The following is a 26,323-nucleotide window of genomic DNA, read 5'->3' as shown; positions in this document are numbered from 1 at the left end:
GGTGGTACAGCACGAAAGTGGGGGTGATCGACCTGAAGAAAAAGTCGATCACCATGGGTAAAGGGTGTTAAAAAGTGTTCACCATGTCCCCGAACACCTGTTTACCATGTCCCCGGTCTGTACACCCTGAATGGAGAGGGGGCCGACCGTGCCCATTTTTATGTAGGGATCCCTCAGCCCACTGGCAGAGAATCAACTATCAAATCGGGTCGCCAAACACCTCTTCAACCATCGCTTTTGCCAGCCTTGTCGCCGAACAGAGTCTCGGCATACCCAGCGCCACGTTCTGCCAGCTCTGCGTCACAGACCAGCACAGCGGATGGCGATCGCCATCGCACCAGTCACCCAGCCAGCCCAGCATATCCTTATAGTCGATAATGCCCGGGGTACTGGGGGTGTTCAGCCACTGATGATAAAAATGGCGGGTCGCCGGGGCAGCATTAATGCCCTGCGCCAGATAGTTGGCCACCCTGTTTTGCAGGTCATCTTTCAGCATCGCGCTGACGTCCGCTTTCGCCAGCCGACAGGCGTCACCGAATGCCCCCCAGCGCAGCTCTTCCAGCACCACATAGGCGCGCCCGGCCAGCGACCAACCGTCGTAGTGCCCGGCGCGCCAGCGGGTAAAAATCTGTTCGCTGTGCTCGCCCGCCTGCACCATCAATCCACGCTGGCTTAAGGCTTTTTCTTTGAAGGCAGCGCGCTGACGAAAATGTGCGGAGAGGGTTTCGTACTGCTGGATGATACCGATAGGCGATTGATTACGCAGTTGGGCCTGCTGGCTGAGGGTGGTTAAGGTCTGGGTCATGCGGGTCAGCGCCAGATGCCCGGGATCGAGCATCCCCGCCAGCTTTTCCGCCAGCCCAAGCCGCAGCGCAGCATTTTCGTTGAACATTCCCCCCATCGCCCACTGGCGAAGCTGAGTCTGCGCCATGATCTCCTGGGTTAAACGTTCACGAAACTGCTGCTGCTGCGACGCCAGAGGGGCGTGACGCATCGCGTCCCCGCCCTGAACCAGGTCGACCATAAATTTAGGATGAATACATTCCAGCGTCCGCCCGGGACCGTCCAGTAGTTGTTTTGTCATGGTTGCTCTGCCGCGAATAGCGTTTGAATATCATCGCGTAACAGTCGGGTATCTTCCTGAATCCACGTCGCGGTAGTAATACACTGCTGCAGCAGCTGGCTGAGCGCACGCGTGGCATGCTCATTTTGCTGACGCACCGCGAGGCTATCACGCAAGCTTTCTTGTAACCCTGCAAGACATAAGGAGAATTCGGCAAAGAATGTCGCCATGCCTGCTGTAACAGAAACATCGACCTGGGCGGCCAAAGCTTTACGGATTTGTGTACAAAAGTGATCGATATGCTTTTTAAATTTTTCATGCAGCTGTGGCACGTTGATCACATAGCGGGTGCGCGCCTCCACATAATCGTCCCAGCCCCAGCCCGGGTTATTCAGCCAGCGCGAAACCGTATCACGCACGCTGCCTCCCTGCCCCCGGTTGCCGGTCGGGCTCTCATGCGCAATGGCATCGCTGAACAGTCCCCGGGTATTAAAGTTAAGCTGGTTGGCCTGAAAGGCCGGGAAGCTGATCCGCGCACGAAACCCGGCATGGCTCAGTTCATCCTTGATGCGCAGCTCAATCGGGCGCATGGCATCATTCAACGAACGCGCCAGCGTCGACTCCAGCTGATCGAAGCGCAGCCCCAGCTCGCGGGCGATCGTGTTCTGGGCGTCGAGCAAAATCAGCTCGCAGGCGGAGTGGATTTTACTCAGCAGGATCTGCGCCTGTCCTTCGTCCTCCAGCACCAGTTGCCCCGGCGCAGCCTGTTCATCGGCGCGCACATTTGCGGCAGCCTGGCCCGCCAAATCGAGGATATTATCGCGATTGAAAATATAGGTGATTGCGTGCTGGATCTCGCTCTGCTGGGCGGCGATAAAGTGCTCCGTCGCCTCCAGTGCTTGTCCAACCTCATGCCTCACCTCATCGCTAACCACTTCCTGCCGGGTTTGCAGCAGCGACATGTCCTCTTCCAGCCGCAGAATGTTGTGTTGCAGCTGGTCGAAGGCGATCGTCAGCCCCTGATAGCGAAACTCAAGGTACTCACGGGCATTCTGGGCATAGTTCAGCAGCTTATGCGACGCGGATCGCAGGGCATACAGTGAGGCGTTGGCGTAGGCGGCATAGATAAGCTTGCGGATCGGCTGTTCGAACAGGGAGTCTTCCCACAGCAGATCGGCAGAATGGCGAACGTGCTCAATATCGTCCAGATCGGCCGTCCGCCAACGACGTCCCAGCGCGGCTTCGGCAAAATCCTGCACCCAACGCTGCGCCTGCGGATGGGGCAGCTTGCCGTTCAGCGCCAGTTCATGACGCGCACGGTTAGCCAGATATCCCCACATCGATGACACCGGGAAAATCTGCCCGGGAGAAATATGCCCTTTCATCAGCGTGCCGGAGATCATCGCCCGCACTTGCTCTTCATCATCACTGTTGCGGTCTTTCTGATCGAACTTATTCACCAGCGCGTACAGCGGTACCGATTTACCGACGGCAGAAATGGCCTGACGCACCTCAGCATCAGAAATCGACTTCAACTGGGTATAATCCATCACCGCCAGCACTGCCGACGCCCGGGCGAGTTGTTCGGTTAGCATTTTTTGCAGGTGCGGCTGCCCGGCTTCATTAGGCCCAGGCGTATCAAGCAGCGTTAATTGTCCAAGATGGGTATCGAGACCGGCCAGATGGACAAATTCGACCTCAATAACCGGAATATTTTCAATCGCCGCATAGGCAGAAAAAGGAAAGTCAGTACCCACCACCTGAGAAAGGCGAACTAAATCGTTTAAATTTTTTAAACAGATAAAAATAGGTTCCGCACCAAGATAATGCTTTTCAAACGCTTCGCCGGATTCAATGCGCTCAAGCAGGGCATTCATGTCTTTATCAATTTCCAGGTGCTGCGCCAGCTTGCCACGATCGTAATTGGCGAGTTTCTTTTGCATCTGCTTTATTAATGTATCGATCGGCGCAACGTGCGAAAAATGCAGCACCGGCTCCTTCTGTCCGGGCGTATGGCGAATCAGCGTCGGCAGCGCGGTCATCGGACGGTTGCGGTTCGGCAACACTTCGGTGCCAACAATCGCGTTAATGGTGGTCGACTTGCCGGCCTTCATGGTGCCGACAATCGCCAGCACCATCTCCAGGCGGGTGATTTTACGCAGCTCATTATTCAGCATCGACTGCTGCGCTTCTAAGCCGCGCGCATTGAAATGCAGAGAAAACACATTACTGACTTCGCCGGTCATGGCGGTGGTTGCGCTGTCCATCATGGCTGTGGGCATTGCGCCTAACGCCTCCAGATTCTGTAAAGAGAGCTGGAGTAGCCGCTCGGCTTCCTGGCTTAATTCAAATATTGTTTGTGTGTGCATAGCTAAAGAGTTCCCTTAACACAAATTTTATAGATTTTATTTAACCGAATAGTTTTAAGAATGAAGGCTCGGTTTTTATGATTACGTGTGGCAACGATGTTTAATGAAATATAATTCCCAGGTCACAGCCAAAATATATTCTGTAATAGCGTAAGCCGTCGCCACACGTTCCTTCGGTCAGGGAAACCGAAAGAATAAGAGCGTAGACCAATTCCAGGAAACTTCAGGATAAATCATTATTACCCACCCAAAATGAGGGGTATCCATCCTGCCGGACAGAAAGCAGCAGGTCAGACAAGTGCAATAAATTCTTAAGAGTCTTCACCTTATCCGAAATGCCCCGGCGTATCAATTTGCCGCAATAAAATATTCTTGCTTTTAATGACCGCCGTTTCTCTGTCGTATCTGACCCCAACTCCCCGACAGGTGATGTCACCGGTAACAACATTTTTAACGAAAGATGAAAAACAATATCACCGACAACAGTAAGGACATGCGCTATACTTGCCGCCTTTTTCGACAATCTGTCGATTTTTGGCAGGCATTATTGCCGCCGGTTCGTACTATTTTGAGGAGAACACCATGCAACTTCCACACTGTCCAAAATGCAGTTCTGAATACACCTACGAAGATAACGGCATGTTCATCTGCCCGGAATGCGCCCACGAATGGAATAACGCCGAACCGGCGCAAGAGAATGATGCGCTGATCGTGAAAGACGCCAACGGTAATTTGCTGGCCGACGGCGACAACGTCACCGTGGTGAAAGATCTGAAGGTCAAAGGCAGCTCGTCGATGCTGAAAATTGGCACCAAAGTGAAAGGCATCCGTCTGGTCGAAGGCGATCACAACATCGACTGCAAAATCGACGGTTTTGGCCCAATGAAGCTCAAATCCGAGTTTGTGAAAAAGAACTGATTGTTTTGTAGGCCCGGCAAGCGAAGCGCCGCTGGATGCGCTTCGCTTATCCAGCCTACCCATACCAAACTACACTTAATGGGCTTCTCTTACCTGAGGTAAAGATTATGCCATTAAGTCCCTACATCTCTTTCGCCGGTAACTGCGTGGAGGCGATGGCCTTCTACCAGCAGTCACTCGGTGCACAACTCCTCTATCAAATGACCTTCGGCGAGATGCCCAAAGACGGGCAAAACAGCGATGAAGGCTGCCCCTCCGGCATGCAGTTCCCCGATACCGCCATTGCTCACGCCAACCTGCGCATCGCCGGCAGCGACATCATGATGAGTGACGGTACGCTCAGCGGCAATGCCAGCTACTCGGGCTTCACGCTGGTGCTCGACACCCAGGATGTGGCCGAAGGCAAGCGCTGGTTCGATAACCTGGCGGCCAGCGGCACGGTCGAGATGGCCTGGCAGGAGACCTTCTGGGCGCACGGCTTCGGGAAAGTCACCGATCAATACGGCGTGCCCTGGATGATCAACGTCGTAAAACAGCAACAACCTTCGTAGGCCGGATAAGCGCAGCGCATCCGGCAACAGCGCCCGGTGGCGCTGCGCTGACCGGGCCTACAGAGCTGTCATCGCTTTCACGCCAACTCTTCAAATTCCCGCAACAGAGACTTAACCAAAATGTCACATTAATCCGCCAGCATGAGGCCACATTTGAATCGAGGCCTCACCCATGCAAACTGTCATCCGCGTCGAGAAACTGAGCAAAACTTTTGCACAAAACAAGGCGCTCCATGCCGTAGACCTGGCGGTCCGGCAGGGCGAAATGGTGGCACTGCTGGGGCCCTCCGGTTCAGGCAAATCGACCCTGCTGCGTCATCTGAGCGGCTTGATCACCGGCAATAAAACGCCAGAGAGCCACGTTGAGCTGCTGGGCAATACCGTGCAGCGCGCCGGTCGCCTGGCGAGTGACATTCGCAAAAGCCGTGCGCAAACCGGCTACATCTTCCAGCAGTTCAACCTGGTAAATCGCCTGACGGTGCTGGAAAACGTGCTAATTGGCGCACTCGGCAGCACCCCTTTCTGGCGCACCTGCTTACGCTGGTTCTCCGCCGAACAAAAGCAGCAGGCGTTACAGGCACTGACCCGCGTCGGGATGGTGCACTTTGCCCACCAGCGCGTTTCAACGCTCTCCGGCGGCCAGCAGCAGCGCGTCGCCATCGCCCGCGCGCTGATGCAGAAAGCCAAAATCATTCTGGCCGATGAGCCGATTGCCTCACTCGACCCGGAATCTGCCCGCATCGTGATGGAAACCCTGCGCGACATTAACCAGAACGACGGCATCACCGTGGTGGTGACGCTGCATCAGGTGGATTACGCCCTGCGCTACTGCGAGCGCATTGTCGCGCTGCGTCAGGGACATGTGTTTTACGACGGCGCAAGCCAGGCATTTGATAACGAACGCTTTGACCATCTCTATCGCAGCATCAATCGCGTCGATGAGAACGCGCAGGCTGCTTAACTAAACCCCGATCCGAGGAAAGTACATGAGCTACAAAGCCGTTGCCGCGCTGGCCTTCACCAGCATGTTTAGCCTCAGCACCCTGGTCACCCCCGCCTTTGCGCAGGAGCAGGAAAAAGAGAAAGCGCTGAACTTCGGCATTATTTCGACGGAATCACAGCAGAACCTGAAACCCCAGTGGGAACCGTTCCTGAAAGATATGGAAAGCAAGCTGGGCATCAAAGTGAACGCTTTCTTCGCCCCGGATTACGCGGGCATCATCCAGGGGATGCGCTTTAATAAAGTCGATATCGCCTGGTACGGCAACCTCTCCGCCATGGAAGCGGTGGACCGCGCCAACGGCCAGGTCTTCGCTCAGACCGTTGCCGCAGACGGCTCTCCGGGCTACTGGAGCGTGCTGATCGTCAACAAAGACAGCCCGATCAACAACCTCAACGACCTGCTCGCCAAACGCAAAGAGCTGACCTTTGGCAACGGCGATCCGAACTCCACCTCGGGCTTCCTGGTCCCGGGCTATTACGTCTTCGCCAAAAACAACATCACCCCCAACGAATTTAAGCGCACGGTCAACGCCGGACATGAAACCAACGCCCTGGCCGTCGCCAACAAGCAGGTGGACGTTGCCACCAACAACACCGAAAACCTCGACAAGCTGAAGACATCCGCCCCGGACAAGCTGAAACAGCTGAAAGTAATCTGGAAATCACCGCTGATCCCAGGCGACCCGATTGTGTGGCGTAAAAATCTCTCCGAGAGCACCAAGGATAAGGTGTACGACTTCTTTATGAATTACGGCAAAACACCTGAAGAGAAGACCGTGCTGGAACGTCTGGGCTGGGCACCGTTCCGCGCCTCCAGCGACCTGCAGCTGGTCCCTATCCGCCAGCTGGCGCTGTTCAAGCAGATTCAGGGCGTGAAGGACAACAAAGGCCTGAAGGCAGAAGAGAAGACCAGCAAGATGTCTGAAATTCAGGCCCAGCTGGACGACCTCGACCGCCTAACCGCCGCGCTGGGTGCCATGACCAGCGTGACGAAAGCCGTGCAGTAATTTACGTCCCCTCTCCCTTGAGGGAGAGGGTTAGGGTGAGGGGGAAAGGCGCACGCTGATGCCCTCACCCCGGCCCTCTCCCACAGGGAGAGGGAGAACAGATTAAGGAGTCCACATGCAAACCATCACCATCCCACCGCCAAAACGCAGCTGGTTCTCGTTAATCAGCTGGGCCGTACTGCTGGCGGTGCTTGTTATCTCGTGGAAGGGCGCGGAGATGAACCCGCTCACGCTCTACACCGACGCGGGCAATATGGCGACTTTTGCCGCCGACTTCTTCCCGCCGGACTTTAGCCAGTGGCAGGACTACCTCGGTGAAATGGCCATCACCCTGCAAATTGCCGTCTGGGGCACCGCACTGGCGGTGGTTCTCTCGATTCCGTTTGGCCTGATGAGCGCCGATAACATCGTACCCTGGTGGATTTACCAGCCGGTGCGTCGCCTGATGGATGCCTGCCGCGCCATCAACGAAATGGTCTTTGCGATGCTGTTCGTGGTCGCCGTCGGCCTGGGCCCTTTCGCCGGGGTATTAGCGCTGTTTATCCACACCACCGGCGTGCTCTCCAAGCTGCTCTCCGAAGCGGTAGAAGCCATTGAACCCGGTCCGGTTGAAGGCATTCGCGCCACCGGGGCCAACAAGATCGAAGAAATTCTTTACGGCGTCCTGCCGCAGGTGATGCCGCTACTGATCTCCTACTCCCTGTACCGCTTTGAGTCCAACGTTCGCTCGGCCACCGTCGTCGGTATGGTCGGTGCAGGCGGCATTGGTGTGACGCTTTGGGAAGCGATTCGCGGCTTCCAGTTCCAGCAAACCTGCGCCTTGATGGTGTTGATCATCATTACCGTCAGCCTGCTGGATTTCCTCTCCCAACGACTGCGTAAGCACTTCATCTGATAAGCGAGGCATTGATCGATATGCACTTATCCAGACATCCGACCAGTTACCCGACCCGCTGGCAAGAGATTGCCGCAAAGCTTGAGGTGGAGCTGCGCGCCCACTACCGCTGTGGCGACTATCTGCCTGCGGAACAACAGCTCGCCGACCGCTACGAAGTGAACCGCCACACCCTGCGCCGCGCCATTGACCAGCTGGTCGAGCGCGGCTGGGTGCAGCGCCGTCAGGGCGTTGGCGTGCTGGTGCTGATGCGCCCTTTCGACTACCCGCTCAACGCCCAGGCACGCTTCAGCCAAAACCTGCTCGATCAGGGCAGCCATCCCACCAGTGAAAAACTGCTCTCGGTCCTGCGCCCGGCCTCGCAACACGTCGCTGATGCGCTGGGGATCCTGGAGGGCAACAACGTGGTGCACCTGCGCACCCTGCGCCGGGTCAACGGCATCGCCCTGTGCCAGATCGACCACTACTTCGCCGAGCTGACGCTGTGGCCAGTGCTGCAACACTTCACCAGCGGATCGCTGCACGACTTTCTGTTTGAGGCCACCGGGATTGCGCTCAAGCGCACCCAGACGCGGATCAGCGCCCGCCGCGCGCAGGCCAAAGAGAGCAAGGTGCTGGAGATCCCCAACATGGCGCCGCTGCTCTGTGTGCGCACCCTTAACCACCGTGACGGCGAGATCAACGCGACGGAATACTCCGTCAGCCTGACCCGCGCCGACATGATCGAATTTACGATGGAGCACTGAATGCACTTCGACACGCCAACCCGTCAGCGCTGGATGGCCGTGCTGGCCCACAGTCAGCCTGCCGCGCTTGCCGCACGGATGACGGCACTGAACCTGGCGCCAGCCTACGAGCTTATCCGCACCCCGGAAACCGGTCTGGTGCAGATCCAGGCCCGAGCCGGCGGCACCGGCGCGCGCTATTTTGCCGGGGATGCCACCCTGACCCGCGCCGTGGTGCGCCTCGCCAGCGGCACGCTCGGCTACAGCTACCAGCTTGGGCGCAACAAACACCATGCCGAGCAGTGCGCCGTCATCGATGCCCTGCTGCAGGAAAACGCCCATTTTCAGACTCTGATGGAAACCTTAATTACCCCGCTGGAAGCTGACCGCGCGGCGCGCATTGCCGCCCGTCAGGCAGAAATCAACGCCAGCCGGGTCGACTTCTTTACGCTCGTTCGCGGAGACAACGCATGACCCTTCAACCCGCTTTTACCCACGCCGTGCCGGACGCCCAGCACAGTTTTCGCCGTCTGCTGAAAGCGATGAGCGAACCGGGCGTCATCGTCTCGCTGCATCAGTTGAAGCACGGCTGGCAGCCGCTGAACCTCGCCACCACCAGCGTGCTGCTGACCCTGGCAGATAACGACACCCCGGTGTGGATCTCGGGTGCGCTGAACAACGATCTGGTCAGCACCAACCTGCGTTTTCACACCAGCGCCATGCTGGTGGATCAGCCCCAGCAGGCCGTCTTCGCCGTGGCCAACGAGCAGATCGGCCACGAGCAGTTGAACGCCCTGAGCGAAGGCAGTGCCGTAGCCCCGGAAACCAGCGCCACCCTGATTTTGCAGGTCACCAGCCTCAGCGGCGGCCGCATGCTGCGCCTGACCGGAGCCGGGATCGCCGAAGAGCGGATGGTGGCCCCGCAACTACCGGAGTGCATCATGCATGAGCTGACCGAACGCCCGCACCCGTTCCCGCTGGGCATCGACCTGATCCTGACCTGCGGTGAACGCCTGCTGGCGATCCCGCGAACCACCCACGTGGAGGTGTGCTGATGTACGTAGCCGTCAAAGGGGGCGAGAAGGCGATAGCCGCCGCCCACGCGCTGCAGGAACAGAGACGCCGGGGCGATGAGCAGCTTCCCGAGCTGAACGTTGCCCAGATTGAACAGCAGCTGAACCTTGCGGTGGATCGGGTGATGACCGAAGGCGGCATCGCCGACCGCGAGCTGGCGGCGCTGGCACTCAAGCAGGCCAGCGGCGATAACATCGAAGCCATCTTCCTGCTGCGCGCCTACCGCACCACGCTGGCCAAGCTTGCGGTCAGCGAGCCGCTGAATACCGCCGACATGCGCCTGGAACGCCGCATCTCTGCCGTTTATAAAGATGTCCCCGGCGGCCAGCTGCTCGGCCCGACCTACGATTACACCCATCGCCTGCTTGATTTCACCCTGCTGGCAAATGGCGAATCCCCTCGACCTGCCACCTCAGAAGCCCCGCAGGATGCGGCCCCGCACGTCTTTAGCCTGCTGGCAAACCAGGGGCTGGCGAAGGCGGAAGAGGATAACGGCGACGAACCCGACGACATCACCCGCACCCCGCCGGTCTATCCGTGCTCGCGCGCCTCGCGCCTGCAGCAGCTGATGCGCGGCGACGAAGGCTATCTGCTGGCGCTGGCTTACTCCACCCAGCGCGGCTACGGGCGTAACCACCCGTTTGCCGCAGAGATCCGCAGCGGCCACGTCGAGGTCTCCATCGTGCCGGAAGAGCTGGGTTTTGCGGTGAACGTCGGCGAACTGCTGATGACTGAGTGCGAAATGGTCAACGGCTTCGTCGCCCCGCAGGACGACGCCCCGCACTTTACCCGCGGCTATGGGCTGGTGTTCGGTATGGGCGAGCGCAAAGCGATGGCGATGGCGCTGGTGGACCGCGCCCTGCAGGCCCCGGACTACAATGAGAACCTCGCAGGCCCGGCGCAGGACGAAGAGTTCGTGCTGGCTCACGCGGATAACGTCGAGGCCGCCGGATTTGTCTCGCACCTCAAACTGCCGCACTACGTCGATTTCCAGGCCGAACTGGAACTGCTGAAACGTCTGCAACGGGAGCACAACCATGGCTAATCTCAGCGGCTACAACTTTGCCTATCTGGATGAGCAGACCAAACGCATGATCCGCCGCGCCATTCTCAAAGCGGTGGCGATCCCCGGCTATCAGGTGCCGTTCGGTGGCCGCGAGATGCCCATGCCTTACGGCTGGGGCACCGGCGGCATCCAGATCACCGCCAGCGTGATTGGCGAAGCGGACGTACTCAAGGTCATTGACCAGGGCGCGGACGACACCACCAACGCCGTGTCGATCCGCCAGTTTTTTGAGCGCGTCACCGGGGTCAACACCACCGAGAAAACCGAAGACGCGACGCTTGTCCAGACCCGTCACCGCATCCCGGAAACCCCGCTCGTTGAAGATCAGATTCTGATTTTCCAGGTGCCGATCCCGGAGCCGCTGCGCTTTATCGAGCCGCGCGAAACCGAAACCCGCACCATGCACGCGCTGGAGGAGTACGGCGTAATGCAGGTAAAACTGTATGAAGACATCGCCCGCTTCGGCCATATCGCCACCACCTACGCCTACCCGGTGAAGGTCAACGGCCGCTACGTGATGGACCCGTCGCCAATCCCGAAATTCGACAACCCGAAGATGGACATGATGCCTGCCCTGCAGCTGTTCGGTGCCGGGCGCGAAAAACGCATCTACGCCGTGCCGCCGTTTACCCGCGTCGAGAGCCTCGACTTCGACGACCACCCGTTTACGGTGCAGGAGTGGGACGAGCCGTGCGCGATTTGCGGCTCTAAGCACAGCTATCTCGATGAAGTGGTGCTGGACGATACGGGCAAACGGATGTTTGTCTGCTCCGACACCGATTTTTGCCGCCAACAGAGCGAGGCGAACAGCCAATGAAACCGCTGCTTTCGGTCAACAACCTGACCCACCTTTACGCGCCGGGCAAAGGCTTTAGCGACGTCTCGTTCGACCTGTGGCCGGGCGAAGTGCTGGGGATTGTCGGCGAGTCCGGCTCCGGCAAAACCACCCTGCTGAAGTCGATTTCCGCGCGTCTGGCGCCGCAAAATGGCGAGATCCTCTATCAGGATCACTCTCTGTACGCCATGAGCGAAGCCGAGCGCCGCCGCCTGCTGCGCACCGAGTGGGGCGTGGTGCATCAGCATCCGATGGACGGCCTGCGCCGCCAGGTCTCCGCAGGCGGCAACATCGGCGAACGGCTGATGGCCACCGGCGCGCGCCACTATGGCGACATTCGCGCCACCGCGCAGAAGTGGCTGGTTGATGTGGAGATCCCCGCCTCACGCATTGACGACCTGCCGACCACCTTCTCCGGCGGCATGCAGCAGCGTCTGCAGATCGCCCGCAACCTGGTTACCCATCCGAAGCTGATGTTTATGGACGAGCCTACCGGCGGGCTGGATGTCTCGGTGCAGGCGCGCCTGCTGGATCTGCTGCGCGGCCTGGTGGTGGAGCTGAACCTGGCGGTGGTCATTGTCACCCACGATCTGGGCGTTGCGCGCCTGCTGGCCGACCGCCTGCTGGTGATGAAGAACGGTCAGGTGGTGGAAAGTGGTTTAACCGACCGGGTGCTCGACGACCCGCACCATCCGTACACCCAGCTGCTGGTGTCATCCGTTTTGCAAAATTGAATTTGCTGTTGCCCGGCGGCGCTTCGCTTGCACGGGCCTACGATTTTGTAGGCCGGGTCAGGCGCAGCCGCCACCCGGCATCCCGAACCACGAGGCCAACATGATCCGCGTCGAAAACGTCAGTAAAACTTTTGTGCTCCACCAGCAACACGGCGTACGCCTGCCGGTGTTGAAAGATGCCTCTCTGAATGTGGGGCCGGGCGAATGCGTGGTGCTGCACGGCCATTCCGGCAGCGGTAAATCAACTCTGCTGCGCTCGCTGTACGCCAATTATTTGCCAGATGAAGGCCACATTCATATTCGTCACGGCGATGAATGGGTAGATCTGGTGCAGGCGCCGGCGCGCAAGGTACGCGACGTTCGGCGCACCACCATCGGCTGGGTGAGCCAGTTTTTGCGGGTGATCCCGCGCATCAGCGCGCTGGACGTGGTGATGCAGCCGCTGCTGGATCTGGGCGTGCCGCGCGAGGTCTGCGCCGCCAAAGCCGCCAGCCTGCTGACCCGTCTGAACGTGCCGGAGCGCCTGTGGCACCTTGCCCCTTCTACCTTTTCCGGTGGTGAACAGCAGCGGGTAAACATCGCCCGCGGCTTTATCGTCGATTACCCGATTTTACTGCTCGATGAACCGACCGCCTCGCTGGATGCCAAAAACAGCGCCGCAGTCATTGAACTGATCGAAGAAGCCAAAGCGCGAGGCGCAGCGATCGTCGGGATCTTCCACGACGAAGGCGTGCGCGATCGCGTGGCGGATCGTCTGCACCCGATGGGGATCACCGCATGATCATCAATAATGTAAAGCTGGTGCTGGAAAACGACGTCGTTGACGGCTCGATTGATATTCAGGACGGCGTGATCCGCGCCTTTGCCGAAAGCCAAAGTCGCCTGCCAGAGGCGATGGACGGCGAAGGCGGCTGGCTGCTGCCGGGGCTGATAGAGCTGCACACCGACAACATGGACAAGTTCTTCACGCCCCGCCCGAAGGTCGACTGGCCTGCCCATTCGGCGATGAGCAGCCACGATGCGATGATGGTCGCCAGCGGGATCACCACCGTGCTGGATGCCGTCGCGATTGGCGACGTGCGCGACGGCGGCGACCGGCTGGAGAATCTCGAGAAGATGATCAACGCCGTGGAAGAGACGCAGAAGCGCGGCCTGAATCGCGCCGAGCACCGCCTGCATCTGCGCTGCGAGCTACCCCATCACACCACCCTGCCCCTGTTCGAGAAGCTGGTCGGCCGCGAGCCGGTGACCCTGGTGTCGCTGATGGATCACTCCCCAGGCCAGCGCCAGTTCGCCAATATCGAAAAGTACCGCGAATATTATCAGGGAAAATACTCGCTCAATGACGAGCAGATGGCGCGTTACGAAGAAGAGCAACTTCAGCTTGCGGCACGCTGGTCTCAGCCTAATCGTCAGGCCATTGCGGCCATCTGCCGGGAGCGGAATATCGCGCTCGCCAGCCACGACGACGCCACCCACGATCACGTGCATGAATCCCACCTGCTGGGCAGCGTGATCGCCGAATTCCCCACCACCTTTGAAGCGGCAGAAGCCTCGCGCCAGCATGGGATGAACGTGCTGATGGGCGCACCGAACATCGTGCGCGGCGGATCGCATTCTGGCAACGTGGCGGCAAGCAAGCTGGCCTCCCTCGGCCTGCTGGATATTCTCTCCTCCGATTACTACCCGGCCAGCCTGCTGGATGCGGCGTTCCGCGTCGCCGACGACGAAGGCAACGGCTTTACGCTGCCGCAGGCCATCCGACTGGTAACGAAAAACCCGGCCCAGGCGCTGCAGCTGCAGGATCGCGGAGTCATCGCGGAAGGGAAACGGGCAGACCTGGTGCTGGCGCATCGCAAGGGCGAGCACATTCATATCGACCACGTCTGGCGTCAGGGAAAACGGGTGTTCTGATGGGAAGGCTTATCTGGTTGATGGGGCCGTCCGGCTCCGGAAAAGACAGCCTGCTGGCAGCCTTACGCCAGCAGTCGCACCCGCAGCTGCTGGTGGCACATCGCTACATTACGCGCGCGGCCAACGCGGGCAGCGAAAATCATATCGCCCTGAGCGAGCCGGAGTTTTTTACCCGCGCCGGGCAGCAGCTGTTTGCCCTGAGCTGGCACGCGAACGGCTATTATTATGGCGTCGGCCTGGAGATTGACCTGTGGCTGCACGCCGGGTTTGACGTGGTGGTGAACGGGTCGCGCGCGCATCTGCCCCAGGCACAGGCGCGCTACGCCAGGGCGCTGCTGCCGGTCTGCCTGCAGGTTTCAGCGGATATCCTGCGTAGCCGCCTGCAAAATCGCGGCCGCGAGAGCGCCAAAGAGATTGACCAGCGGCTGGAACGCGCCGCCCGCTATACGCCGTCTGACTGTCCGGTGCTGGATAACGACGGAAGTTTGCTACAGTCAGTCGACAACCTGCTGTCACTCATTCACCAGAAGGAGAAAAACCATGCCTGAGTGTGCGTTACGTCCGGCCACCCCCGAGGACGTTGAGGCCGTATATGGCCTGATTTGCGAGCTAAAACAAGCGGAACTGGATCGCCCGGCGTTTCACGCCGGGTTCACCGCGAATTTGCAGGATCACAATATGCGCTATCAGCTGGCCGAGCAGGACGGGCATATTGTCGGCATGATCGGCCTGCATATGCAGTTTCACCTGCATCATGCCAACTGGATCGGCGAAATTCAGGAGCTGGTGGTGATGCCGCAGGCGCGTGGGTTGAAAGTCGGCAGCCAGCTGCTGGCCTGGGCGGAACACGAAGCCCGGCAGGCCGGGGCAGAGATGACCGAGCTGTCCACCAGCGTGAAACGCCACGATGCGCACCGTTTTTATCTGCGCGAAGGCTATGCGCAGAGCCACTTCCGCTTCACCAAACCTCTGTAAGGCGGTGATATGAGTCTGACCCTCACCCTGACCGGAACCGGTGGCGCGCAGCTGGTGCCCGCCTTCGGCTGCGACTGCCCGGCCTGTCGGCGGGCGCGGTTGCAGGACGAGTATCGCCGTCGCCCCTGCAGTGCGGTGGTCAAATTCAACGATGCGGTGACGCTGCTGGACGCGGGGATCCCGCACCTGATGGACGACTGGCCAGCGGGCAGTTTTCAGCAGATTTTACTCACCCACTACCATATGGATCACGTCCAGGGATTGTTCCCGCTGCGCTGGGGCGTCGGGGCGAAAATTCCGGTGTACGGCCCGCCGGACGACGCGGGCTGCGACGACCTGTTTAACCATCCGGGGATTCTGGACTTTAGCCATACGCTGGCACCTTTTGTGGTGTTTGAGCTGCAGGGCCTGCGGATTACGCCCCTGCCGCTGAATCACTCGAAGCTGACGTATGGCTATTTACTGGAAAGCGCCCACAGCCGCGTGGCGTGGCTCTCTGACACCGCCGGGCTGCCGGACAAAACGGTGAAGTTTTTACTCAATAACCAGCCGCAGGCGATGGTGATTGATTGCAGCCACGAACCACGCGAAGAAACCCCGCGTAATCATTGCGATCTCAATACCGTCATTGCACTAAATGAAGTGATTGGCTGTCCGCAGGTGATCCTGACCCACATCAGCCATCAGTTCGACGTGTGGATGATGAACAACCCGCTGCCGGAGGGATTCGAGGCAGGGTATGACGGAATGGTTTTGGTGCTGGATTAACGCCACTTCACGGTCTCTTCACTTACGCTGATTATCCTCCCCTTCAGAATCAATACCCTGGAGGAAAATGACATGACAAAAACACGCCGCATCATCCATCACGCCTGCTGGTTTGCTGTGTTGGGGCCACATATCGGGGTGCTGGCCACCCTCGCAGGGGAAATGCAGGCCAGCACCATGGCAGCTGGCCCATTTTTGCTGGAGATACTCAGCATTTTGCCTATTTTCATCGCATTAACATGGATTGTCGGCGGTGTTCCCGCCTTGCTGACCGGCATTGCGATGGCTTGCCTGCCGCAACGTATTTACGCCTGTGTCTGGCAGAGAGTGCTTATCAGCGGTGCGATTGGGGCCGTCATAGCGGCCATTGTCTGGCTGCTTCTTATCCGCGCGATGGACGATGCATTTCTGTGGATGTCGGTCGGACCCGGTTTAATGGCCGGAATGGTGATGGGGTGGATAGTGCCGTCTCTGCCCTTTCGTGGCGAGGCGACACATCGCTTTTCCGAGGTGCCAGACCGCTAACGATCGTCATCCTCTTCCAGCCTGCGCTCATCATCTTCTAACCGACGGCGATCGTCATCAAGCTGGCGCTGACGCTCATCTAAACGCTGACGTCGGTCCTCAAGCTGCCTGCGGCGATCGTTATATTGCCGACTGTCACTGCTGCGCCGCGCGTCATAGCGATCGTCATCATCGCTGCGGCTGTTGTCCGGCTTATAGGCGTCGTTGATTGCCTGCTGGATATTACCAATCGCATCGTCAACGATGTCAGCATGCGCCAGCTGGCTGGTTAAAGAGAGCAGACCAAATAACAGAGCGGTAGGATAACGTTTCATAAAGCCAGTCTCGCAGGGTGGACTGGCCTTACGGTAATCAACGGCGGGAAGAGCGAGTAGCGGAGGAATCTCAAATTCTGGCCGCTTTGCGCAGCGCCTGCACCAGCTGTGCCCGGGTAAACGGCTTGCGCAGCAGCTCCACTTCCGGCAGCTGCGGGTTGTGCGCCGGGCGGAGATCCTGGCCGCTCATCAGCAGCACCGGAAGATGCGGGAAGTGCTGGCGGACGTACTGGATCACTTCTGCACCGCTCAGGCTGCCGGGCAGCATCAGATCACTGATAAACATGTCGATATCCGCAGAGGCCGCCAGCATCTGCAATGCTTGCTCGCCCGTTTCGGCCTCCAGCGTCAGATAACCCAGCTGATGGAGCTGTTCGCACAGGGTTTGCCGGACGTCGGATTGATCGTCCAGCACCAGCACCAGCCGTTCGCTTTGCGGCGCGGCGGCGGGGGCCTGCACGTCCTGTCGGGGAAGCGCCGGCAGCGTTGAGCGCGGCAGATGCAGGCGCACGGTCGTGCCCTGGCCCGGCGCGCTTTCAATTTCGACCCGCCCGCCGGACTGACGCACGAAGCCGTACACCATCGACAGCCCTAGCCCGCTGCCGCTGCCGGTCTGCTTGGTGGTGAAGAAGGGTTCGAAGACCTGGGATTTGATGGTCTGCGACATGCCGCACCCGTGGTCGATCACCTCCAGCGCCACCATATCCTGCTTGCGGCCATCGCTGCGGGTCACCCGCTGGTTCCAGGTCCGAATTCTGATCGCGCCGTTTTGCCCTTCCATCGCGTCACGGGCGTTCATCACCAGGTTAATCATGGCGTTTTCCAGCTGACTGACGTCAATCCATGCGGACCACGCCGGGGTTTGCGCTTCGATCTCCAGGGTCAGGGTGGCAGGCAGCGAATGGCACATCAGCTCCACGAGGTTTTCCAGCAGCGGCTTCATCTCCACCGCATGTGGGTTCAGGGATTGTTTGCGCGAGAACGCCAGCAGACGCTGGGTCAGCAGGGCCCCGCGCTCGGCGGCTTTTAGCGCCCGGCTGATGCGCGGCGCGTCCGGTGAATCCGGGTTCACCAGCTCCAGACTGCCGATGATCACCGCCAGCAGGTTGTTAAAATCATGCGCCAGGCCACCGGTCAGTTGCCCGACAGCCTTCAACTTCTGGCTATGAAGCAGCGCCTCTTCCAGCCCCTGTCGCTCAAGCCGATCGACCTCCATCTGCGAGGTCTTTTCTTTCAACAGGCGGGTGGTGTGCTCCAGCGACGCGGTATTGCGGGCAAACACGTTAAACGCCCGCGCCAGTTCCCCCAGTTCATCCCGCCGCTGCAGCGCCGGCACCGACACATCCTGTTCGCCGTGCGCCAGACGCGACATCGCCCGGGAGATCGCCGTCAGGTTGGAGCCCAGGTTGCGGTAGATATACCAGCAGGCACAGGCGGTAATGAGGAGCGCCAGCACGGCAAAGACGGTGATAAAGACGCTGATCGAGCGCAGCTCCTGATGGCTCTGGGCGGTGCGCAGCTGCGAGGCCTGGGCGACCTGCTCCACGTACTGATTAATATCCGTATTCAGGATCGCCACCAGCGCCTTGATGTGGAACATATACCAGCTGATCGACAGGTCGCTCGCCTCCAGCTGCGTCGACAGCGGAGCCAGCTTGCGCAGTTCCGCCTCGAAATCGGGCAGCACGAAATTGACCACCGGCTGGGTGGCGCGCTGGGGCAGCGTCGCCGTTACCGTATCCAGCTGCTGGACAGTGGCGCGCGGCGAGGGCGTTTCGATGGCGGCCGCAATCAGCCGGTCCATTTCACTGAGCGTCCTGGCGTCCGGCACGTTGCTGGCGTAGCGGCGGTTAATATCCTGCAGATGGCGCAGGTAGCTCTGGCTCTGGTAGAGCGAGCTGAGTAAGGCGTTACGCTCAAGGTGACGCCGTTGGCCGCGCTCCAGCATCCCGGTGACGCTTTGCTGTAGCTCCGTGCTGCGCTGGATGATCCGCGCCACCAGCGCCGGTTCCTGCTGCGCCAGCGGGGCGTCGGCAAGCTGTTCCAGCGCGCCGCGCAGAGCCGTCTGGGTCTGTTTCAGCCGCTCGGCTTCGCCTTTATATTCCAGCGCCCCCACCACCTGCGACAGGCGCACCGCCGCCGTGGCCACGTTGGCGGTTTCACGCGCCAGGTTCATGCTACCGGTCATGTCGTCCAGCGTCTGACGCTGGACCTGCTCCTGAATGTCACTGGCATGACGAAAACCCAGCACCGCCACGCCGCTGACCATTAACGTCACCGCCACCACCAGCAGATTAAAAATCAGCAGGCGGCCGCGGGCGCTGGCGAAGAAAGGGGGACGGCGTGAAGGCATTGATTGTGGCTCCGGTGCGTGTTGGCTGCCCTCACCCCTGTCCTATCCCACAGGGAGAGGGCGCAAGATCGTCCCCTCTTCCTGTAGGAGAGGGTTAGGGTGAGGGGTAATTACGGTCATGAACTGTGATCCACATTAACTATTCATAACTATGACAAATATGAACGACTTCTGACATTTTGCATTTATCAGGCTGTGATGAAGTGCGGATATCGACCTTCACAGGAGATCCGCCATGAGCAGGACCCCGGTTTTAGAGATGCGCAATATTGCCAAAACCTTTGGCAACTTCCATGCGCTCAAGGGTGTGGATCTGACGGTCTTCCCCGGCGAGATCCATGCCCTGATGGGCGAAAACGGTGCAGGAAAAAGCACGCTGATGAAAATCCTCGCTGGTGCTTATACCGCCAGCGGCGGCGAGATCCTGATTGACGGCCAGCCGTTCCATATCAAGGGGCCGAAAGATGCCCTCGCGGCAGGCATCACCCTTATTTACCAGGAGATGCAGCTGGCACCGAACCTCACGGTGGCGGAAAACATCTTTCTCGGCAGCGAGCTGTCGCGCGCAGGCCTGGTGCAGCGCAAAACCATGGCAGCCCAGGCGCAGGCAGTGATCGACCGGTTGGGGGCGCACTTCAAGGCCACCGATCGGGTGATGAAGCTGACCATCGCCGAGCAGCAGCAGGTGGAAATCGCCCGTGCCCTGCACCGTAACAGCCGCATTCTGGTGATGGATGAACCCACCGCCGCCCTCTCTTCGCGCGAAACGCAACGCCTGTTCGAGCTGATTTTGCGCCTGCGTGACGAAGGGATGGCCATCATCTATATCAGCCATCGCATGGCGGAAGTGTACGAACTCTCTGACCGGGTCAGCGTGCTGCGCGACGGCCAGTACGTCGGCAGCCTGCTTCGTGACAAGCTTAACGCCACCGAACTGGTCCGCATGATGGTCGGCCGGCCGCTGAGCGATCTGTTTAACAAAGAGCGTGATATCCCGCTGGGCAGCCCGCGCCTTAACGTTCATCACCTGACGGACGGGGGCAAAGTGCAGCCGTGCAGTCTGCAGGTACGCTCGGGCGAAATCGTCGGGCTGGCCGGGCTGGTGGGGGCCGGACGCTCTGAACTGGCGCAGCTGATTTTTGGTGTGCGCAAAGCCACCGGCGGCATGATTGAGGTGGATGGCGAGCCGGTGGTGATCCACTCCCCGCGTGCCGCCATCGACCATGGGATCGGCTTTTTAACCGAGAACCGCAAGGAGCAGGGGCTGTTTCTGGAGCTGGCAGCGCAGGACAACATCACCATGGCGACGCTGGAGCGCGACGCCAGTTGGGGGATGCTGAATCGCAAGAAGGCGCAGTCGATATCCGACGATGCTATCGCCCTGCTGAATATCCGCGTACCCCATGCCCAGGTGCGGGCGGGCGGGCTCTCCGGCGGTAATCAGCAAAAACTGTTGATCTCGCGCTGGGTGGCGATTGGCCCACGCATCCTGATCCTCGATGAGCCAACGCGCGGCGTGGATGTCGGAGCCAAAAGCGAGATCTACAGGATCATGAACCAGATGGCGCGCAAAGGGGTGGCGATCCTGATGATCTCCAGCGAACTGCCGGAAGTGGTCGGCATGAGCGATCGCGTGTACGTGATGCGCGAAGGCAGCATTGCCGGGGAACTGCACCGCAACGACATCTCCCAGGAAAACATCATGACGCTGGCAACCGGCGTTAACGACTCTCATCACCAGGCGGTAACACCATGACGCAATCCACTAATCCGCAGCAGGAAGCCAAATCCGCTTCCGCCAAAAAGATGCTGATGGGCGATCTGATGCAAACGGTCGGCATCCTGCCGATTTTGATCCTGATTGTCGCAGTATTTGGCTTTATCGCGCCCAACTTCTTCACCGAAAGTAACCTGCTGAACATTACCCGCCAGGCGTCGATCAACATCGTGCTGGCGGCGGGGATGACCTTCATTATTTTGACCGGCGGGATCGATCTGTCGGTGGGCTCGATTCTGGGCACCACCGCGGTGGCTGCCATGGTGGTGTCACTGATGCCGGAGCTGTCGATGCTGTCGGTCCCGGCGGCGCTGATGCTCGGGCTGGCGCTGGGAACCATCAACGGGGCGCTGGTAGCTTTTGCCGGACTGCCACCGTTTATCGTCACGCTCGGCACCTATACCGCCCTGCGCGGCGCGGCATACCTGCTGGCCGACGGCACCACGGTGATTAACTCCAGCATCAGCTTTGAGTGGATCGGCAATGACTACCTCGGGCCGGTGCCGTGGCTGGTGGTGATTGCGCTGGCGGTGATCGCCATCTGCTGGTTCATCCTGCGTCGTACCACGCTGGGGGTCCATATCTACGCAGTGGGCGGCAACATGCAGGCGGCACGCCTGACGGGCATCAAAGTGTGGTTGGTGCTGCTGTTTGTGTACGGCATGAGCGGGCTGCTGTCGGGTCTTGGCGGGGTGATGAGCGCCTCGCGGCTGTACAGCGCCAACGGCAATTTAGGCACCGGCTACGAGCTGGACGCCATCGCGGCGGTGATCCTCGGCGGTACCAGCTTTGTCGGCGGGATCGGCACGATCACCGGCACGCTGGTCGGGGCGCTGATCATCGCCACCCTCAACAACGGCATGACGCTGATGGGGGTCTCTTACTTCTGGCAACTGGTGATCAAAGGGGCGGTGATCATCATTGCAGTGCTGATAGACAAATACCGTACCCGGCATCATCAAAGTGCATAACAACAACATCTTACCTTGAGGACTACCCTATGCGTTTAAAGCCTTTAGTTACCGCGCTCTGTGCTGGCGCACTGCTGGCCTCCGCACCGTTTGCGCAGGCCAAAGATCTGAAATCTATCGGCGTGACGGTGGGCGATCTGGCGAACCCGTTCTTCGTGCAGATCACCAAAGGGGCCGAGCTGGAAGCCCGCAAACTGGCGGGTGATAACGTGAAAGTCACCCTGGTCTCCAGCGGGTACGATCTCGGCCAGCAGGTGGCGCAGATTGATAACTTTATTGCCGCCAAGGTCGACATGATCATTCTTAACGCCGCCGATTCAAAAGGGATCGGCCCGGCGGTGAAGCGGGCGAAAGACGCCGGGATCGTGGTGATCGCGGTTGACGTGGCGGCCGAAGGGGCCGATGCGACCATCACCTCTGACAACACTCAGGCAGGTGAAGTGGCCTGTAAATTAATCACCGATCGCCTGAAAGGCAAAGGCAACGTGGTGATCATTAACGGCCCACCGGTCTCTGCGGTACAAAACCGGGTGGAAGGGTGCCAGACCGAATTCAAGCGCCATCCGGATATCAAGGTGCTGTCCTATAATCAAAACGCCAAAGGCAGCCGTGAAGGCGGCCTGGAAGTGATGACCTCTCTGCTGGCCGCCAATCCGAAGATCGACGGGGTGTTCGCGATTAACGATCCGACCGCGATCGGGGCCGATCTGGCGGCGAAACAGGCCAAACGTAGCGAGTTCTTTATCGTCGGCGTGGATGGCTCCCCGGATGCGGAAGAGGCCCTCAAGCGTGAGAACTCGCTGTTTATCGCTACCCCAGCGCAGGATCCTCAGGTGATGGCCTCCAAAGCGGTCGAGATTGGCTACGGCATTCTGCAGGGTAAACCGGCGCCGAAAGAGCCGGTGCTGATCCCGGTGACGATGATCGATAAGAGCAACGTCGGCACTTATAAGGGCTGGACGGTGAAGTAAGCCACGGTGCGGTCTGAGCCCCTCACCCTCTCCCAAAGGGTGAGGGGTAAATCTTGCACATCATTCAAGGAGTCACGATGAAACGCTCCGAAATTAACGAAATCCTCGGCCACACGCGCCAGTTTTTCTCCATGCACGACGTGCATCTGCCTCCTTTTGCCAGCTTCCCCCCGACCCGCTGGCAACAGCTCGATCCTGACGCCTGGCGTGAAGTGTTCGACCTCAAGCTCGGCTGGGACGTGACCGCGTTCGGCGGGGAGAATTTCACCGCCGAGGGTTTAACCCTGTTCACCCTGCGCAACGGCTCACCCAACGGCGTGCCGTGGGAAAAAACCTACGCCGAAAAGATCATGCACGTGCGCGACGGGCAGGTCACGCCGCTGCACTTTCACTGGCGCAAGCGTGAGGACATCGTCAATCGCGGCGGCGGCAATTTGATTGTCGAGCTGTGGAACGCCGGGGCGCACGAAGAGAAGATCGAGGGCGACGTCACCGTGACCCTCGACGGCTGTCGCCAGACCCACATTGCGGGCAGCCAGATCCGCCTGCTGCCGGGGGAGAGCATCTGCCTGCCGCCCGGTCTGTATCACACATTCTGGGGTGAACGCGGTTTTGGCGACGTGCTGGTGGGGGAAGTTTCCTCGGTCAATGACGACGAGCACGATAACCACTTTTTGCAGCCAACCGCCCGCTTTAACCCTATTGAAGAAGACGAACCGGCCGTGCTGGTGCTGTGCAACGAGTACAGCCTGTTTCGTCCATAAGGAGTCTCCATGCCGCTTATCTCTCTCGCCGAAGGGCTGGCGCACGCCCGCGAACATCGCTATGCGCTGGGGGCCTTTAACGTCCTCGATTCTCACTTCCTGCGGGCGCTGTTTGCCGCCGCCCGTCAGGAGAGCTCGCCTTTTATCATCAACATTGCCGAAGTGCATTTTAAGTATGTCTCCCTCGATTCACTGGTTGAGGCCGTCAAATTCGAAGCCGCCCGGCACGACATTCCGGTGGTGCTCAACCTCGATCACGGCCTGCATTTTGAAGCGGTGGTGCGGGCGCTGCGCCTGGGGTTCAGCTCGGTGATGTTCGACGGTTCAACCCTGAGCTACGACGAGAACATCCGCCAGACCCGCGAAGTGGTGAAGATGTGCCATGCGGTGGGCGTGTCGGTCGAGGCGGAACTAGGCGCAGTGGGCGGCGATGAAGGTGGAGCGTTATACGGCCATGCCGATGAAGCCTTTTTCACCAATCCTGAGCTGGCCCGCGAATTTGTCGACAAGACCGGCATTGATGCGCTGGCGGTGGCCATTGGCAATGCTCACGGTAAATACACGGGCGAGCCGAAACTCGATTTCGCCCGCCTCGACGCCATTCGTCAGCAGACTGGCCTGCCGCTGGTGCTGCACGGCGGGTCGGGGATCAGCGATGCCGATTTCCGCCGTGCCATCGAGCTGGGGATCCATAAAATTAACTTTTACACCGGGATGTCGCAGGCCGCGCTGGCGTCGGTGGAACAGCGGATGGCCAACCGGCAGCCGCTGTATGACGAATTTGCCGAGCTGCTGTTAAGCATTGAAGAGGCGATCACCGATACCGTCGCCACTCAGATGCGCACCTTCGGCAGCGCGGGGTACGCATAATGGAACGCCGGGGGATTATCGCTGCGGGCAATATGCTGGTGGATCATGTCCACCAGATCGTCCAGTGGCCGGAGCGCGGCTGGCTGGCGGAGATCACCCACAGCGAACGCGCCACCGGCGGCGCACCACTTAACGTCCTGCTGACGATCGCAAAGATGCATGTCGGCATCCCGCTGCAGGCCGTCGGGCTGGTGGGCGATGACCATGACGGGGATTACATTCTGGCGATGCTCGACCAGTATCACGTCAATCGCCAGCGCGTGCAGCGCACCACCTTCGCCCCCACCTCGATGTCGCAGGTAATGACCGATCCCAGCGGGCAGCGCACCTTTTTCCACCTGCCGGGCGCCAACCGCCTGCTGGATCTGCCCGCCTTCGACCGGCTCGACAGCAACATGAAAATCTTCCATCTGGGCTATTTGCTGCTGCTCGACAGCCTGGATATGCCGGACGAGGAGTACGGCACCCGCAGCGCGCGACTGCTGGCGCAGATGCGCGAGCTGGGGTATCAGACCTCGCTCGACCTTGTGTCGCGCAAAGGCGATCCGCGCTACCAGCCGCTGGTGCTCCCTGCCCTGCGCCATCTCGACTATCTGGTGATTAACGAGCTGGAGGCGGGCGAATTTAGCGGCCTGCCGATGCGTGATAGCAGCGATGCACCGGATATCGCCCACATTGCTGATGCGGCATCGCTGCTGCTGTCGGCGGGGGTTAACGCGCGGCTGGTGATCCACTGCCCGGAAGGGGCCTGGGGTCAAGAGCCGGGGAAACAGGGTGTCTGGATCCCGTCGTGGCGGCTGTCTTCGCAGGAGATTATCGGCAGCGTTGGGGCGGGCGATGCGTTCTGCGCCGGGTTCTTATACGGTTGCCATCAATCCCTGTCGCTGGAGGAGAGCATCCAGATGGCACACGCCTGCGCCCGGGCCAGCCTGCTGGCCGCCAACGCCATCGACGGGGCAAAAACGCTGCCGGAGCTGCAGCAGTTTATCGACGAAAACCGTGAGATTTAGGCTGCCCGATCGCCGTGCTGCACGTCGGCGGCAAAGACGTAGCCCAGCCCGCGAATGGTTTTAATCAGCAGCGGCTGATGGGGATTGATTTCGATTTTACGCCGCAGGCGCATGATCAGCACGTCGATGGTGCGATCAAAGACCTCCGCGCTTTCGCTGTGGGTCAGCTCCAGCAGCTGTTCGCGGCTCAGAACCCGGCGGGCATTTTGCGTGAGCGCCAGCAGCAGGCCGTACTCGCCCTGGGTTAGCGGCACCACGTTGCGCCGGGCATCCACCAGTTCACAGCGGGCGGTATCCAGCGTCCAGCCGTTAAAGCTCAACCCCGCCGCTCGCGGTACAGTGGGCTCGGCCGCCAGCGCGCCGGTGCGCCGCAGCACGGCTTTGACCCGCGCCACCACCACTCGGGGATTAAAAGGCTTGCCGATGTAATCGTCGGCTCCCATCTCGAGACCGACCACCACATCCGACTCGCTGCCCAGCCCGGTCAGCATCACCACCGGCAGCTCCGGGCGCTGCTTTTGCAACTGCTGCAACACCTGCAGGCCGTTGATGTCCGGCAGCATCATATCCAGCAGCACCAGCGCAATCTCCGGTGCCTGCGCGGCCTGGCACAGGGCATCCTGGCCGGTATGGCACACGTAAACCGTGAAGACATGCTCGTTGAGCACATCCTGTAACAGCTCGCAGACCGCGATGTCGTCATCAACCACCAGAATTGCGGGTTTCATTGCCGGTTTCCATTGAGGGGATAACGATCAGTCTGGCCCATTCTGTGCCAGCCTCCAGCCAAAACGGCATTTCCCTCACGGATCTTCAACCGCCGTCACATCCCAACCGCGAATGCACGACCGATTTTGCCGCTTGCCTGCTTT

Annotated in this window: 28 protein-coding genes; 23 read left to right on the top strand and 5 right to left on the bottom strand. The window is 59.8% G+C overall.

Annotation, left to right across the window (positions count from 1 at the left end; translation table 11 throughout):
• Positions 1-199 precede the first annotated feature (199 nt).
• Positions 200-1,084: a diguanylate cyclase regulator RdcB family protein gene (locus tag M8013_RS03160; RefSeq protein ID WP_271266384.1), complete on the bottom strand. Its 885-nt coding sequence runs from the start codon at positions 1,082-1,084 to the stop codon at positions 200-202.
• The gene (gene crfC, locus M8013_RS03155) at positions 1,081-3,432 is read right to left on the bottom strand and encodes a clamp-binding protein CrfC (protein ID WP_271266383.1); all 2,352 of its coding nucleotides are present in this window, start codon (positions 3,430-3,432) and stop codon (positions 1,081-1,083) included. The genes M8013_RS03160 and crfC overlap by 4 nt, the downstream gene beginning before the upstream one ends.
• A gap of 582 nt (positions 3,433-4,014) precedes the next feature.
• Between crfC and M8013_RS03150 the strand changes: the two genes are divergently transcribed.
• The 17 genes from M8013_RS03150 to M8013_RS03070 all read left to right on the top strand — a co-directional run bounded on the left by M8013_RS03150 (position 4,015) and on the right by M8013_RS03070 (position 16,421).
• On the top strand, positions 4,015-4,350 hold the full coding sequence (locus tag M8013_RS03150; protein WP_271266382.1) for a zinc ribbon domain-containing protein YjdM: 336 nt from the start codon (positions 4,015-4,017) through the stop codon (positions 4,348-4,350).
• Between the two features lie 107 nt (positions 4,351-4,457).
• On the top strand, positions 4,458-4,901 hold the full coding sequence (gene yjdN, locus M8013_RS03145; protein WP_271266381.1) for a VOC family metalloprotein YjdN: 444 nt from the start codon (positions 4,458-4,460) through the stop codon (positions 4,899-4,901).
• 172 nt (positions 4,902-5,073) lie between these two features.
• Positions 5,074-5,862, top strand: a complete 789-nt coding sequence (gene phnC / locus M8013_RS03140; RefSeq protein WP_271266380.1) for a phosphonate ABC transporter ATP-binding protein — start codon at positions 5,074-5,076, stop codon at positions 5,860-5,862.
• A gap of 25 nt (positions 5,863-5,887) precedes the next feature.
• Positions 5,888-6,910 carry a phosphonate ABC transporter substrate-binding protein gene (gene phnD / locus M8013_RS03135; protein WP_271266379.1) on the top strand — a complete coding sequence of 341 codons (1,023 nt, stop codon included), beginning with the start codon at positions 5,888-5,890 and terminating at the stop codon, positions 6,908-6,910.
• Between the two features lie 115 nt (positions 6,911-7,025).
• Complete coding sequence (gene phnE / locus M8013_RS03130) at positions 7,026-7,805, top strand: phosphonate ABC transporter, permease protein PhnE (protein ID WP_271266378.1); 780 nt, start codon at positions 7,026-7,028, stop codon at positions 7,803-7,805.
• A gap of 20 nt (positions 7,806-7,825) precedes the next feature.
• The gene (gene phnF, locus M8013_RS03125) at positions 7,826-8,551 is read left to right on the top strand and encodes a phosphonate metabolism transcriptional regulator PhnF (RefSeq protein WP_271266377.1); all 726 of its coding nucleotides are present in this window, start codon (positions 7,826-7,828) and stop codon (positions 8,549-8,551) included.
• Entirely contained in the window at positions 8,552-9,004 is a 453-nt protein-coding gene (gene phnG / locus M8013_RS03120) for a phosphonate C-P lyase system protein PhnG (protein ID WP_271266376.1), read from the top strand.
• Positions 9,001-9,585 carry a phosphonate C-P lyase system protein PhnH gene (phnH, locus tag M8013_RS03115; protein ID WP_271266375.1) on the top strand — a complete coding sequence of 195 codons (585 nt, stop codon included), beginning with the start codon at positions 9,001-9,003 and terminating at the stop codon, positions 9,583-9,585. Before phnG ends, phnH begins: the two co-directional genes overlap by 4 nt.
• Positions 9,585-10,649: a carbon-phosphorus lyase complex subunit gene (locus M8013_RS03110; protein ID WP_271266374.1), complete on the top strand. Its 1,065-nt coding sequence runs from the start codon at positions 9,585-9,587 to the stop codon at positions 10,647-10,649. Before phnH ends, M8013_RS03110 begins: the two co-directional genes overlap by 1 nt.
• The gene (locus tag M8013_RS03105; protein WP_271266373.1) at positions 10,642-11,487 is read left to right on the top strand and encodes an alpha-D-ribose 1-methylphosphonate 5-phosphate C-P-lyase PhnJ; all 846 of its coding nucleotides are present in this window, start codon (positions 10,642-10,644) and stop codon (positions 11,485-11,487) included. Before M8013_RS03110 ends, M8013_RS03105 begins: the two co-directional genes overlap by 8 nt.
• Positions 11,484-12,239, top strand: a complete 756-nt coding sequence (gene phnK / locus M8013_RS03100; RefSeq protein WP_271266372.1) for a phosphonate C-P lyase system protein PhnK — start codon at positions 11,484-11,486, stop codon at positions 12,237-12,239. Before M8013_RS03105 ends, phnK begins: the two co-directional genes overlap by 4 nt.
• A 100-nt stretch (positions 12,240-12,339) precedes the next feature.
• The gene (gene phnL / locus M8013_RS03095) at positions 12,340-13,020 is read left to right on the top strand and encodes a phosphonate C-P lyase system protein PhnL (protein ID WP_271266371.1); all 681 of its coding nucleotides are present in this window, start codon (positions 12,340-12,342) and stop codon (positions 13,018-13,020) included.
• Positions 13,017-14,153, top strand: coding sequence for an alpha-D-ribose 1-methylphosphonate 5-triphosphate diphosphatase (gene phnM, locus M8013_RS03090; RefSeq protein ID WP_271266370.1), 1,137 nt, complete (start codon positions 13,017-13,019; stop codon positions 14,151-14,153). The genes phnL and phnM overlap by 4 nt, the downstream gene beginning before the upstream one ends.
• A complete protein-coding gene (gene phnN / locus M8013_RS03085) occupies positions 14,150-14,701 on the top strand; it encodes a ribose 1,5-bisphosphokinase (RefSeq protein ID WP_271266387.1) in 552 nt (183 codons plus the stop codon). Before phnM ends, phnN begins: the two co-directional genes overlap by 4 nt.
• Entirely contained in the window at positions 14,694-15,128 is a 435-nt protein-coding gene (gene phnO, locus M8013_RS03080) for an aminoalkylphosphonate N-acetyltransferase (RefSeq protein ID WP_271266369.1), read from the top strand. The genes phnN and phnO overlap by 8 nt, the downstream gene beginning before the upstream one ends.
• Before the next feature lie 9 nt (positions 15,129-15,137).
• Positions 15,138-15,896, top strand: a complete 759-nt coding sequence (gene phnP / locus M8013_RS03075; protein WP_271266368.1) for a phosphonate metabolism protein PhnP — start codon at positions 15,138-15,140, stop codon at positions 15,894-15,896.
• 72 nt (positions 15,897-15,968) lie between these two features.
• Complete coding sequence (locus M8013_RS03070) at positions 15,969-16,421, top strand: inner membrane protein CbrB (RefSeq protein WP_271266367.1); 453 nt, start codon at positions 15,969-15,971, stop codon at positions 16,419-16,421.
• On the opposite strand, the gene yjdP is transcribed toward M8013_RS03070, so the two are convergent.
• Positions 16,418-16,735 (bottom strand): DDRRRQL repeat protein YjdP, encoded by a 318-nt coding sequence (gene yjdP, locus M8013_RS03065; RefSeq protein ID WP_271266366.1) that lies wholly within the window; start codon positions 16,733-16,735, stop codon positions 16,418-16,420. The genes M8013_RS03070 and yjdP overlap by 4 nt on opposite strands.
• A gap of 70 nt (positions 16,736-16,805) precedes the next feature.
• Complete coding sequence (locus M8013_RS03060; RefSeq protein ID WP_271266365.1) at positions 16,806-19,088, bottom strand: ATP-binding protein; 2,283 nt, start codon at positions 19,086-19,088, stop codon at positions 16,806-16,808.
• A 235-nt stretch (positions 19,089-19,323) separates the two neighbouring features.
• Between M8013_RS03060 and M8013_RS03055 the strand changes: the two genes are divergently transcribed.
• From M8013_RS03055 to M8013_RS03030, 6 genes are all read left to right on the top strand, one after another.
• Complete coding sequence (locus M8013_RS03055; protein ID WP_271266364.1) at positions 19,324-20,844, top strand: sugar ABC transporter ATP-binding protein; 1,521 nt, start codon at positions 19,324-19,326, stop codon at positions 20,842-20,844.
• Complete coding sequence (locus M8013_RS03050; protein ID WP_271266363.1) at positions 20,841-21,836, top strand: ABC transporter permease subunit; 996 nt, start codon at positions 20,841-20,843, stop codon at positions 21,834-21,836. The genes M8013_RS03055 and M8013_RS03050 overlap by 4 nt, the downstream gene beginning before the upstream one ends.
• A gap of 29 nt (positions 21,837-21,865) precedes the next feature.
• On the top strand, positions 21,866-22,807 hold the full coding sequence (locus M8013_RS03045) for an ABC transporter substrate-binding protein (protein ID WP_271266362.1): 942 nt from the start codon (positions 21,866-21,868) through the stop codon (positions 22,805-22,807).
• 77 nt (positions 22,808-22,884) lie between these two features.
• Positions 22,885-23,571, top strand: coding sequence for a D-lyxose/D-mannose isomerase (locus tag M8013_RS03040; protein WP_271266361.1), 687 nt, complete (start codon positions 22,885-22,887; stop codon positions 23,569-23,571).
• A gap of 9 nt (positions 23,572-23,580) precedes the next feature.
• Positions 23,581-24,441 (top strand): ketose 1,6-bisphosphate aldolase, encoded by an 861-nt coding sequence (locus M8013_RS03035; protein ID WP_271266360.1) that lies wholly within the window; start codon positions 23,581-23,583, stop codon positions 24,439-24,441.
• On the top strand, positions 24,441-25,451 hold the full coding sequence (locus M8013_RS03030) for a carbohydrate kinase family protein (RefSeq protein WP_271266359.1): 1,011 nt from the start codon (positions 24,441-24,443) through the stop codon (positions 25,449-25,451). The genes M8013_RS03035 and M8013_RS03030 overlap by 1 nt, the downstream gene beginning before the upstream one ends.
• On the opposite strand, the gene M8013_RS03025 is transcribed toward M8013_RS03030, so the two are convergent.
• Positions 25,448-26,179, bottom strand: coding sequence for a response regulator (locus M8013_RS03025; RefSeq protein ID WP_271266358.1), 732 nt, complete (start codon positions 26,177-26,179; stop codon positions 25,448-25,450). The two genes, M8013_RS03030 and M8013_RS03025, sit on opposite strands and share 4 nt — an antisense overlap.
• Positions 26,180-26,323 lie beyond the last annotated feature (144 nt).

The sequence above is a fragment of the Silvania confinis genome (assembly GCF_025564085.1).
Classification (GTDB): domain Bacteria; phylum Pseudomonadota; class Gammaproteobacteria; order Enterobacterales; family Enterobacteriaceae; genus Enterobacter; species Enterobacter confinis.
This window is presented reverse-complemented; position numbering and strand designations above follow the sequence as displayed.

Excerpts from the sequence above, each read along its gene's own strand:
- yjdP (WP_271266366.1), bottom strand. The coding sequence starts at position 16,735 with ATGAAACGTTATCCTACCGCTCTGTTATTTGGTCTGCTCTCTTTAACC.
- M8013_RS03040 (WP_271266361.1), top strand. The coding sequence starts at position 22,885 with ATGAAACGCTCCGAAATTAACGAAATCCTCGGCCACACGCGCCAGTTT.
- phnC (WP_271266380.1), top strand. The coding sequence starts at position 5,074 with ATGCAAACTGTCATCCGCGTCGAGAAACTGAGCAAAACTTTTGCACAA.
- phnE (WP_271266378.1), top strand. The coding sequence starts at position 7,026 with ATGCAAACCATCACCATCCCACCGCCAAAACGCAGCTGGTTCTCGTTA.
- M8013_RS03050 (WP_271266363.1), top strand. The coding sequence starts at position 20,841 with ATGACGCAATCCACTAATCCGCAGCAGGAAGCCAAATCCGCTTCCGCC.
- M8013_RS03070 (WP_271266367.1), top strand. The coding sequence starts at position 15,969 with ATGACAAAAACACGCCGCATCATCCATCACGCCTGCTGGTTTGCTGTG.
- crfC (WP_271266383.1), bottom strand. The coding sequence starts at position 3,432 with ATGCACACACAAACAATATTTGAATTAAGCCAGGAAGCCGAGCGGCTA.
- M8013_RS03030 (WP_271266359.1), top strand. The coding sequence starts at position 24,441 with ATGGAACGCCGGGGGATTATCGCTGCGGGCAATATGCTGGTGGATCAT.
- M8013_RS03055 (WP_271266364.1), top strand. The coding sequence starts at position 19,324 with ATGAGCAGGACCCCGGTTTTAGAGATGCGCAATATTGCCAAAACCTTT.
- phnL (WP_271266371.1), top strand. The coding sequence starts at position 12,340 with ATGATCCGCGTCGAAAACGTCAGTAAAACTTTTGTGCTCCACCAGCAA.
- yjdN (WP_271266381.1), top strand. The coding sequence starts at position 4,458 with ATGCCATTAAGTCCCTACATCTCTTTCGCCGGTAACTGCGTGGAGGCG.
- phnG (WP_271266376.1), top strand. The coding sequence starts at position 8,552 with ATGCACTTCGACACGCCAACCCGTCAGCGCTGGATGGCCGTGCTGGCC.
- M8013_RS03025 (WP_271266358.1), bottom strand. The coding sequence starts at position 26,179 with ATGAAACCCGCAATTCTGGTGGTTGATGACGACATCGCGGTCTGCGAG.
- M8013_RS03035 (WP_271266360.1), top strand. The coding sequence starts at position 23,581 with ATGCCGCTTATCTCTCTCGCCGAAGGGCTGGCGCACGCCCGCGAACAT.
- M8013_RS03150 (WP_271266382.1), top strand. The coding sequence starts at position 4,015 with ATGCAACTTCCACACTGTCCAAAATGCAGTTCTGAATACACCTACGAA.
- phnF (WP_271266377.1), top strand. The coding sequence starts at position 7,826 with ATGCACTTATCCAGACATCCGACCAGTTACCCGACCCGCTGGCAAGAG.
- phnO (WP_271266369.1), top strand. The coding sequence starts at position 14,694 with ATGCCTGAGTGTGCGTTACGTCCGGCCACCCCCGAGGACGTTGAGGCC.
- phnM (WP_271266370.1), top strand. The coding sequence starts at position 13,017 with ATGATCATCAATAATGTAAAGCTGGTGCTGGAAAACGACGTCGTTGAC.
- M8013_RS03105 (WP_271266373.1), top strand. The coding sequence starts at position 10,642 with ATGGCTAATCTCAGCGGCTACAACTTTGCCTATCTGGATGAGCAGACC.
- M8013_RS03110 (WP_271266374.1), top strand. The coding sequence starts at position 9,585 with ATGTACGTAGCCGTCAAAGGGGGCGAGAAGGCGATAGCCGCCGCCCAC.
- M8013_RS03060 (WP_271266365.1), bottom strand. The coding sequence starts at position 19,088 with ATGCCTTCACGCCGTCCCCCTTTCTTCGCCAGCGCCCGCGGCCGCCTG.
- phnK (WP_271266372.1), top strand. The coding sequence starts at position 11,484 with ATGAAACCGCTGCTTTCGGTCAACAACCTGACCCACCTTTACGCGCCG.
- phnH (WP_271266375.1), top strand. The coding sequence starts at position 9,001 with ATGACCCTTCAACCCGCTTTTACCCACGCCGTGCCGGACGCCCAGCAC.
- phnD (WP_271266379.1), top strand. The coding sequence starts at position 5,888 with ATGAGCTACAAAGCCGTTGCCGCGCTGGCCTTCACCAGCATGTTTAGC.
- M8013_RS03045 (WP_271266362.1), top strand. The coding sequence starts at position 21,866 with ATGCGTTTAAAGCCTTTAGTTACCGCGCTCTGTGCTGGCGCACTGCTG.
- M8013_RS03160 (WP_271266384.1), bottom strand. The coding sequence starts at position 1,084 with ATGACAAAACAACTACTGGACGGTCCCGGGCGGACGCTGGAATGTATT.
- phnP (WP_271266368.1), top strand. The coding sequence starts at position 15,138 with ATGAGTCTGACCCTCACCCTGACCGGAACCGGTGGCGCGCAGCTGGTG.